This is a genomic window from Candidatus Nomurabacteria bacterium (assembly GCA_020847275.1).
GTDB lineage: Bacteria > Patescibacteriota > Minisyncoccia > Phycocordibacterales > JACOZG01 > JADLCI01.
Genome location: JADLCI010000007.1, coordinates 21660 through 31464 on the forward strand (window position 1 = coordinate 21660; position 9805 = coordinate 31464).

Annotated in this window: 10 protein-coding genes; 9 read left to right on the top strand and 1 reads right to left on the bottom strand. The window is 47.7% G+C overall.

All coding sequences use genetic code 11. The annotated features are described in order from the left end of the window. Positions 1-3 precede the first annotated feature (3 nt). The 8 genes from IT398_01495 (at position 4) to IT398_01530 (ending at position 7313) form a co-directional block, all read left to right on the top strand. Complete coding sequence (locus tag IT398_01495) at positions 4-573, top strand: hypothetical protein (protein ID MCC6290721.1); 570 nt, start codon at positions 4-6, stop codon at positions 571-573. Between the two features lie 567 nt (positions 574-1140). Beyond that, entirely contained in the window at positions 1141-2343 is a 1203-nt protein-coding gene (gene tuf, locus IT398_01500; GenBank protein MCC6290722.1) for an elongation factor Tu, read from the top strand. Positions 2344-2351: 8 nt separating this feature from the next. Beyond that, positions 2352-2714: a 30S ribosomal protein S10 gene (gene rpsJ, locus IT398_01505; protein MCC6290723.1), complete on the top strand. Its 363-nt coding sequence runs from the start codon at positions 2352-2354 to the stop codon at positions 2712-2714. A gap of 6 nt (positions 2715-2720) precedes the next feature. Continuing rightward, positions 2721-3272, top strand: a complete 552-nt coding sequence (locus tag IT398_01510) for a 50S ribosomal protein L3 (protein MCC6290724.1) — start codon at positions 2721-2723, stop codon at positions 3270-3272. Beyond that, positions 3262-3933 (top strand): 50S ribosomal protein L4, encoded by a 672-nt coding sequence (gene rplD / locus IT398_01515; GenBank protein MCC6290725.1) that lies wholly within the window; start codon positions 3262-3264, stop codon positions 3931-3933. The genes IT398_01510 and rplD overlap by 11 nt, the downstream gene beginning before the upstream one ends. Positions 3934-3935: 2 nt before the next feature. After that, positions 3936-4226 (top strand): 50S ribosomal protein L23, encoded by a 291-nt coding sequence (locus IT398_01520; protein MCC6290726.1) that lies wholly within the window; start codon positions 3936-3938, stop codon positions 4224-4226. Positions 4227-4234: 8 nt separating this feature from the next. Then, positions 4235-5074 (top strand): 50S ribosomal protein L2, encoded by an 840-nt coding sequence (rplB, locus tag IT398_01525; GenBank protein ID MCC6290727.1) that lies wholly within the window; start codon positions 4235-4237, stop codon positions 5072-5074. A gap of 286 nt (positions 5075-5360) precedes the next feature. Continuing rightward, positions 5361-7313 carry a hypothetical protein gene (locus IT398_01530; protein MCC6290728.1) on the top strand — a complete coding sequence of 651 codons (1953 nt, stop codon included), beginning with the start codon at positions 5361-5363 and terminating at the stop codon, positions 7311-7313. 6 nt (positions 7314-7319) lie between these two features. Here the strand turns inward: IT398_01530 and IT398_01535 are convergent, their stop codons facing one another. Next, complete coding sequence (locus IT398_01535) at positions 7320-8090, bottom strand: DUF1402 family protein (protein ID MCC6290729.1); 771 nt, start codon at positions 8088-8090, stop codon at positions 7320-7322. A gap of 51 nt (positions 8091-8141) precedes the next feature. On the opposite strand from IT398_01535, the gene IT398_01540 reads away from it, so the two are divergent. Then, complete coding sequence (locus IT398_01540) at positions 8142-9800, top strand: hypothetical protein (GenBank protein MCC6290730.1); 1659 nt, start codon at positions 8142-8144, stop codon at positions 9798-9800. Positions 9801-9805: the final 5 nt, after the last annotated feature.

Below are 9805 nucleotides of genomic sequence, written 5' to 3' on the forward strand. Positions count from 1 at the left end.
ATCATGAATTACAAAAAAGAAGCAGGTTTTAGCTTTTTGCTAGCAATCATTGTCATCGCCATTATCGCCATCGGCGCTTCGGTTTATTGGAAGAGCGGGCAAGTGCCAGTCACACCAATCCCTGTCCCCGTCACTTCCGACAATTCGTTTAAAACCTTGCCTACTCCGACAGCAACGGATGAAACAGCAGATTGGAAAACTTACAAAAATGATAAATATGGTTTTGAGTTTAAGTATCCGGAAATTTGGTCTATTCAGCGAGAGGTTGATGACGACGGCACGACCAATCAACTTTATTTTATACAAATTGGCCCTAGTCCAAAATCTGACGGCAATTCCAACGACGGTGTCTCCGAGTATAATTCAAGTTGGTCAATCCAAGTGCTTAAAAATAATGATTCTGCCAAATTATCGGTTCGAAACATGGTGACATCTAATATTACAAATGCTGGTATAAGTTCCGCTAACTATTACAGTTTTGAGCACGGAGATTTGTTTATCAGCTTAAATGCCGACGGTTTAAATTCTGAGTTATTACCCAAGTTTGCTCAGACTTTCCGCTTCACTAAATAAAAAAGACCTACCCGTCATCGGGTAGGTCTGGTCAGAGAGACCTTAGTTACGTTCGTTGTGGTGCCACTTGTCACCCGATCTCAGGAACCCCAGATAGGCGGTTTCCACCTCGCGTTTTATCCTTTCTGGGCAAGAGGGGGCGGACTTCGGGACCGTGGTCAATTGTAGAAGGAATGGAGCCGATTCAGACTTCAATTCCAAAACATGGACCTCGGTAACGCGGAGATTAACAGATTCGTTGGGTTGTCCTGTTGCCAAACCCAGCGTCATGCCGACGAAGGGCGAGCAGGGCAACAGACAATCTCGGTAGTAGCATTGATCGTCGATGGTGATGAAGATTCTAGCTCTAATAGATTGCATCGTTACTCCCTTTCTGTTTTTAAGGTTCTCGGATTTATTGACCAAATTTCATACTATCATTTTTTAATTAAAAGGTCAAGGCTCGTTTCCCAAGACCGACCACTTCTTATTTGACTCTATTTTAGCCTTCTGCTAGTATGTGTCCACGCGTTTGCGCGCTAGTTTTTCGCTCTCGCTTTATAAAATTATTAAAAATAAGTAAAAAATATGGCAGATAAATTTGATCGTTCCAAGCCTCACGTCAATGTGGGCACCATCGGTCACGTTGACCACGGTAAGACCACGCTCACAGCGAGTATTTTGCATGTCCTCGATCTGAATAAAGACAAGGGTTATGGTGCTCGAGTTGAGGGTATTGATGGTATTGATAATGCGCCAGAGGAAAAGGCGCGTGGAATTACTATCGCGCTGCACCACTCCGAATATTGGACCCCAAGTCGGCACTATGCTCACATCGATGCTCCTGGGCACGCTGATTACATCAAGAACATGATTACTGGTGCGGCTCAAATGGACGGCGCCGTTCTCGTTGTGGCCGCATCCGATGGAGCAATGCCACAGACTCGTGAGCATGTTTTGCTTGCTCGTCAAGTGGGTGTGCCAAAGATTATCGTTTTCTTGAACAAGTGTGACATGGTTGATGATCCAGAATTGATTGACCTGGTGGAGGCGGAAATTCGTGAACTTCTTACTAAAAATGGTTATGATGGCGACAATGCCCCAGTGATTCGTGGTTCGGGTCTGAAGGCGCTAGAGGCTAAGAGTGCTGATGATGAATGGGCGAAGAAGATCTTCGCCCTGGCCGAGGCTCTTGATACCTACATCACCGATCCAGTTCGTGAGGTGGATAAGCCTTTCTTGATGCCGGTGGAGGATATCTTCTCTATTGAAGGGCGCGGTACGGTGGTAACTGGTCGGATTGAGCGTGGTCGGGTTAAGGTTGGTGAAGAAATCGAGATTGTTGGTATTACTCCAACCGCGAAGACGACGATTACCGGTATCGAAATGTTTAATAAGCAATTGGAGGAAGGTATGGCTGGGGACAATGCTGGGATCTTGCTCCGTGGTACCAAGAAGGAGGATGTTACTCGTGGACAGGTTCTTGCGAAGAGTGGTTCCGTAACTCCTCACACAGAGTTTGAGTCGGAGGTGTACATTCTCAAGAAGGATGAGGGTGGTCGTCATACACCATTTCTCTCTGGTTATAAACCCCAGTTCTACATCCGCACAACCGATGTAACGGGTGAGGTGACTCTGGCCGACGCTTCCAAGATGGTGATGCCTGGGGACACAGTTACTTTCAAAGTTAAACTAGTGGCACCAGTGGCTCTGGAAGAGAAACAGCGTTTTGCTATCCGCGAAGGTGGTAAAACAGTTGGCGCCGGGGTGGTTACTAAGATCATTGCTTAATTAAGATTATGACGGCCGAGAGCGTAAAAACAAAGAGTAAAAAGAGTCCAAGCTCTCTGCCCGAGATTCAGAAGATTCGGGTAAGGATATCAGCTTATGAATCCAAGATTCTGGACGCAAGTGTAAAGCAGATAATGGATACGGCTTTGCGTTATGATGCTGAGATTCAGGGTCCGATTCCTCTACCAACGGAGATAAAGAAGTACACTGTCAATCGTGGTGCCTTTGTTCACAAGAATGCCCGTGAGCAATTCGAGATGAGGATTCATAAGCGTTTGATTGACATCTTGAATCCGGGACCAAAGATTATTGAGAGCATGAGTAATCTGACTTTGCCTTCTGGTGTGAACATTGATCTGAAAATGATGTAAATTAAAATGAAGTTCTTACTCGGTCAAAAACTGAAGATGACCCAGATTTTTAGCGACACTGGTCGCGTGGTTCCGGCAACGATTGTGACGACTGGCGCGCTGACACTCTCTCAACGGAAAACAATGGCAAAGGATGGTTACGAGGCAGTCCAGTTCTCGTTTAATCAAGGCAAGAAGGTGGTGAAGCGTGAGGTTCGCCTGGTTGGCGGTGAAACTGAGGCAGAAACAGCTTTTGCGGTTGGTGATGTAGTACAGGTAAGCGGGATTTCCAAGGGTCGTGGTTTCCAGGGAGTAGTTAAGCGTCACGGCTTTCATGGTGGGCCACGTTCTCATGGTCAGAAACATAGCGAGCGTGAGCCGGGGGCGATTGGTGGCGGTGGCGGACGAGCTGGGGGTCGCGTGGCGAAAGGTATCCGCATGGCCGGCAGGATGGGTAGTGATCGGGTGACGGTCAAGAACTTGAAAGTGATTGCGGTAGATGCCGCCAAGAACGAAATATTAATCAGTGGCGCGATTCCTGGTCGACGGGGGACGCTCCTTGAAATCTATGGAAAGTAAAATTTACAATCAGGCGGCAAAGGAAGTTGGGACAACAAAGTTGTCGGCCCGTGTTTTCGGCCTGCCCTGGAATGGCGACTTGGTTCATCAGGTTGTTGTTGGCATGCAGTCCAACGCTCGCCAGAATACTGCTCACACTAAAGGTCGAGGTGAGGTACGCGGTGGTGGCAAGAAGCCATGGCGCCAGAAGGGAACTGGACGCGCTCGACACGGTTCAATTCGTTCACCAATCTGGCGTGGTGGTGGCACAACTCATGGGCCAACAAATGAGCGTAACTATGAGAAGAAGATTAACAAGAAAATGAAGACTAAGGCGCTTTTCACCGCTCTCTCCCAGAAACAGCGCGATGGGGAGGTGGTGTTTGTGGATCAGTTTAAGTTTGCTAAATCAAAAACTAGAGAAGCGCAGAAATCTCTTGACGCCTTTGCAAAAGTTAAGGGCCTGGAGAAGCTCAACTACCGTCGCGGGCAACGCACCTTACTTGCTTTGCCGGCCGCGGATAAGAGTGTTTGGCAGAGTTTTCGTAATTTGCCCGGTGTCGCCGTGTCCGAAATTCGCAATCTAAACCCAGAGCTTTTACTGAACTACCAATATTTACTAATCACCAGTCCAGAGGTTAGCTTGCCTCTCTTAGAGGGAAGGGAAAAAGCAAAAAAGTAATTATGTCTAAAATTGGCCACAAAATTAATCAAGATGTGCTGACACTTGTCCGACCAATTGTGACAGAGAAGGCGGCGGCAACCGGCGTTCATGTTTTCGCTGTGGCGGCTGACGCCAATAAGCCACTTATTCGCGCCGCGTTGAAGAAACTGTATCAAGTGACACCGCGCCGCATCAATATCATGAATGTACAAGGGAAGAAGGTCATGATGCGAGGAAAGGTCGGACAGAAGCCGGGTCTGAAAAAGGCGATCGTCTATCTTAAACCCGGTGAGACTATTACCTTAGCCTAATTTCTAATATGAAATCCTATCGTCCTTACACGCCAACTCGTCGTCAAGCATCAAGTGTTACATTTCGTGGGGTTTTAACCACGAATGAACCACACAAGCCATTAACTTACGGTCGCAAGCGCGCGGTGGGGCGTAATCATTTTGGACGGATTACAACTCGGCATAAGGGTGGCGGGCACAAGCGACTCTTCCGTGATATTGATTTCAAGTATGATAAATTTAATATTCCAGCGCGAATTGAGAGTGTGGAGTATGATCCGAATCGGAGCGGCTTTATTGGCTTAACCGTCTATGCTGACGGTGAACGACGCTATACTCTCTTACCAAATTCTTTTAAAACGGGTGACAAATTTTTGATTTCCGCTGAAGCAGACTTGAAAACTGGCAACCGCTTGCCGTTGAAGAAAATTCCCGTTGGTACCTTTGTCTACAATGTGGAAATTCATCCTGGAGGTGGTGCTAAATTGGTTCGCTCGGCTGGCGCCTTTGCTCAAGTGCTTTCTAATGATGCTGGTTATACCAATGTTAAATTACCTTCTAGCGAAGTGAGACGTGTCCACGAGCTGGCCTGGGCTTCCATCGGGGCGGTTTCTAATGAAGAACAAAAGCTGGTTAATCTGGGTAAGGCTGGTCGTAGCCGCTGGCTTGGTATTAGGCCGACTGTTCGTGGCTCAGCCATGAATCCCGTTGATCACCCGTATGGCGGTGGAGAGGGTCGCCAGGGTCGTGGTACTCGTCGGCCGAAGACTGCGCACGGTAAGGTTACAGGAGGCCGCAAGACACGTCGTCCCAAGAAGTACTCTAATGTTTTCCGTGCTTCGCGAAGACAGAAGAAGGGTAAAAAGTAAAAATTCAAGTGAAACTTGTTTTAAAAATCCCCGAGACAAGACGTCTCGGGGGTTTTTCTTAATGCTGGGAAGCCAGGATGCCGCCGATAGCCTTTTGGAACCCTTGGTAAATCATGAAGGCTACCATTGCCACTAGGCACAGGTTTGTAATCCAGCGAAAAAGAACGACAGAGTGACTAACCATTTGCCACCTCCCTTCTGTCACCAAGCATATACCAGTAAGTCTTTTTTGTCAATGGGCGGATAATTCGAGGGATTTTATTTTGTCTAATGTATAATAAAAGTTATGTTAAAATATTTCACACTGTCGGTGCTTCTCGTTACTTTTTTTAGTTTCATCTCGATTGCCCGAGCGCAATCGGGGTGTCCGACTGGTTATTACGCCAAGAATGATGTTTGCTGTAGTTTGGCGGCGGAAGCCCCGCCTACCGGTTCTTATGGTGGTAAAACCTTCTGTTTCAAGAGAGCGGCCTTACCACCGGAGAAAGTGTGTCAAAAGGTGCCGGGCGAAACACCCGGTACCTGGTGTAAACAGAGTGAGGTTTGTGGTTACGGTAGTTACAGCTTCCTCATAACCTACGAATTCGATTTATGTATTACGCCACCACCACCAGGCCCGACGATTAACATTGGTTCGGTTAGGGATAATCAGACCAATACTTGGACGCCAATTTTCTGTAATGCTAGCACAGAAGAGGCTGGTCCCGCTGGAGCTCCCTATAATGCCTTTTATTGCCAGCCGAAGAAGAATTCTTCTGGACAAATTATCGCACCGCCGGATCGTCAGAGTTGTGTTTCTGGCACAGGCGATTATGCTGGGGAGAATTGGTGTTGTCCGGAAGGTCAACAGGCGATGGTTCAACCGCGTGGTACGCCCTATTGTGCCCTCTTGCCACTTAAGCTTAATATCGTAAGTCCGACAGCAGGACAGGAGGTGTCTGGTATTGTGCCGGTTAAGGTTAAACTTAATCCTGAGTCTGGGCGACCGGGCGTGGGTAAGTTTAAACAACTTAATATGACCGTTAAGTCAGAGACGACAGGGGTTTTTCTACCACCTCCAACCCCACTTTCTTTTGAGGATGGTGTTCCTGATCAAGCAAATCAGGGTTCTCCGCGGACTTATACTTTCTCTTGGGATACTGGGCAGCCGCCACTTCGTGGGGGAAATTATACTATTTACGTTTCAGCCACTGACCACTTCGGTAACACCGTTAATTCAGAGCCTTACTCCGTTACGGTAAAGATTACGGAAAACTCCATTAAATCGCTCAATTTTCTAACTCCACTGGAGGGCAACAATGTTCGGGGGACCGTGCCGGTTGTGGCGGCTTTGGTTGGTGCCGCCAATACGATTTCTATTAGGCTTGGTGATTTTACGGGGCCAATCATAGGGGCCTTTACCGATGCCAATGGCTCGAATACGCCACCAAACGGAGTTGGATTGCCTAAGACGGGCTCTTCCGAGCGTTCGAAACAGCGTTACTTCTCACTCAATTGGGATACCAAAAATGGGCCATTTGCTGTTCCAAATGGTCAGCGTTACTTGTCGCTAGAAGGGGTTCACACTTCAGGTCAGAGGTTTTTGAGTCAGAGTATCTGGGTAAGAGTTGATAACCCTTCGGAGGGGACACCGCCGGTTAGTGGCTCTTCGGATGATCGTTTTGGTCCGGCCGTGAGAATTTGGGCTGAACCGTCAAGTTGGAATCCCGGTAGTCAGCAACTTATTTCTTTCAAAACATCGGTCCGCGATCCCGATGGGATCTCCCAGGTTAGTATCAAGGTTGGCAATCTTCCTGCTGCTAATTGTCAGGGTTTCGGCCAGACGGAGTCTTCTTGTCAGGTTTCATCGGTTCGAGCCACGTCTGTGCCCGTTGGCACCACGGTGACCGTCACCGCTTGGGATAACTCGTCCGCCCGTCGACAAACAGTGTTCTCTACCGAGGTAAAGAATGGGTCGCTTGGTAGTCAATCCAGTGGTCGCCAATCTTCCTCTTGCCAGTCTCAAACTTCTCAGGGACAGAGCTTGCTCCCCAAGAGTTTGTCTGGCGTTGATCGTTCAACCTTGGCAGAGATTTCAGATCAAGGAAACTGTCTAGCTATTCTTAGTCCGGCCGAATCTCCCTCAAACATTTCTTTTCCCACCCTTGCGGCGCCAGCGTCTGCACCATCTTCTGTTCTCGACATTGGTGGAATTATTTTCCAATTGATACTGAAGATATTAGGTCGGGGGTTGATTTAGAGCGGTTCATTGTGGAAATTCCATGGCCAGCTCATTGGAGTGGAAAAACTCATAGGCCAGACGCCCGAAGCTGTAATTATGACCACCAAGTTCTATCTCTGAACCACCAACTTGAGGGTTAATCTTTGGTTGAGAATTAGCGAAACCAATGTTAAAGAGGGTTGCTAGGATTTCTGGTTGATTTGAAATATCAAAGCCAGCCACTTGCCATTGAGCAATTATTTCCTTGACGTAAATGGCTGTGTAAAGGTAGGCAAAATAATGATTTTTCTCATCGGCAATTCTCGAGAAACGCTCTTGTCCATAATTTTCAGTGGCAAAGTCCAGCAGATGAGCATATTTTTCTCCGGGGAAAAAGGGCGAGCTTTTGTCTTGTAAATTTTTTTCAATTTGTTCAGCTGTTTCCGGTTTTAATCCAGCCACTCCCCAAGAAAATTGGGTTTGGTTGCCCAGAATTTTTAAGGGTAGAAAAACTTGTTTGAAGATTTCTCGCTCGTCGTTGAAGAGGCGCAATTGTTCCGGTATCACCATTGCCACGATTAGCCGTGGTGAGATGTCTGTTGCCATGGAAGCCTGTTCAATTGCCGATTTGTCTTTAATTAGAGCCACTTTTAGGGTTTGCCATTCTTCGGTATTTATCCAAATCGGCGATGGTCTGATCTCTAGCTCCACTTCGTCCACCAGGCCAGCTACATTTGTCCAGCCGAATTTCACCGCGAAGAAAACGGAAGCATAGAGAGCGATAATTGTTGTCACGATACTTATCCCCAGTTTCATGGTGGGTAGCATAACACAGACGCGCGTGGGGGGGGGGTATAATAGTGGTATATGAAAAAATATAAATTTCTGGCCAGCCTTGTATTGGCCACGGTCCTTCTTTTCAGTGGTACCCTGGCTCAAGCTCAAGCGATTCCAGCCAATAATATCTGTAGCATTATCGTTCTTCTCGGCCAGCTGAATGTCATCACACCGCAACAAATCATCACGCTCAATAATGCGCTTGGTTGCGGTAACACTCCTCAGCCACCTGGTCTTCCTCCCGGCTGTACCAGCACTAGTGGCTTCAGTCCCACGACGGGTCAGTCTTGTGGAGGTGGGTCTACTCCTGATTTAGCCTCTTTTAGTATTGTTTCACCAAATCGTGACACCATCTGGCGGAATGATACTGCCGGAGAATGGCTAACAATTAAGTGGAAATATGCTCCTGGAAGCATTGACGGATCTGCTCGAGTTCGTGTTGATTTAGTGGGAACACGATACGGTCTCGCAAGTGGTCAGAGGGTAGATGAGGGGCAAGTGAGAATTAATATTTCTCCCGATATCCAGCCAGGCAGGTATCAGATCAAAATCTCTGACTTCGATAACGGAAAGATTTTTGCTTACAGTGACTACTTTACTGTCACCTCTGGCGGAACGACGGGTAACCGGCCACCAGTAGTCTCTGGTGTTTCTGGGCCGACAGTCTTGCGGGTGGGGGAGACGGGCACTTGGAGTGTCCGTGCTAGCGATCCGGAGAATCAGTCCTTGAGCTACAGTGTTTTATGGGGTGATGAGAATCTGCTTGCCTATAGCGTGGCTGGACCAAGAACAGTTTCGCAGTCAGCTACCTTCACTCACAGTTATGCAACTCCGGGTAACTACTCCCCAAATTTCACTGTCACCGACTCTTTCGGCCAATCAGCCAGAACGAGTTTGAGTGTCCAGGTGGGTGGTGGTAATACCCCAATTCCAGCTCCGACGGTTCTCCTAAATGTAAATGGTCATGTCGCCACTGGCTACGATAGTCCGAGTGTGAATATTGGTAGCATTTCAACCGCCGTGATTAACTGGTCGAGTACTCCAAATGCCACCAGGTGCAATACTTACGGACAGGGTTCTCTTCGTCTTACTGATGGAACGATGTGGGATTTTTACAACCTGCCAGTCTCTGGTTCACGAACATTCCAAACTTCTGGTCAGATTGATGGCTTGGGCAATACGATAACCGCCGCAACTATAGGTATACAGTGCTGGAGTAACGACTTTGCCAGCAGCGACAGTAAAGGACTCGTGGTCTCTTGGTCTGGCGGCTCGACCCCACCACCTCCGCCACTACCAACCCCACAATCTTCTACCATTTCTGTTGAGAGACCTCGTTCGGGCGATAATTGGCGCTTGGGTGAGAATAGGGAGATTACTTGGGAAGATAGCGGTTCAACCGGATTCAACTACAAAGTTTATGTTCGTGGAGACAGTCCCGCCTCCGCTTACCAACTGATTGGTCAAACAGCAACGAATAAATTACGCTGGACAGTTGGTCCTGGCGGACAATTTCCGGTTGGATCTTATAGGGTGGAGGTTATAAAAGATGATGGTTTGGGTTACAACAAGAATCTCAGTGGCCAATTCACCATCTCTTCTGGCGGTCATGCTTCAATCTACAATGAAGGCCAGATGGCAAACATTTCTTCATCCATTCGTTCGTTACTTCAACTTTTTGGACGGTAGAATCT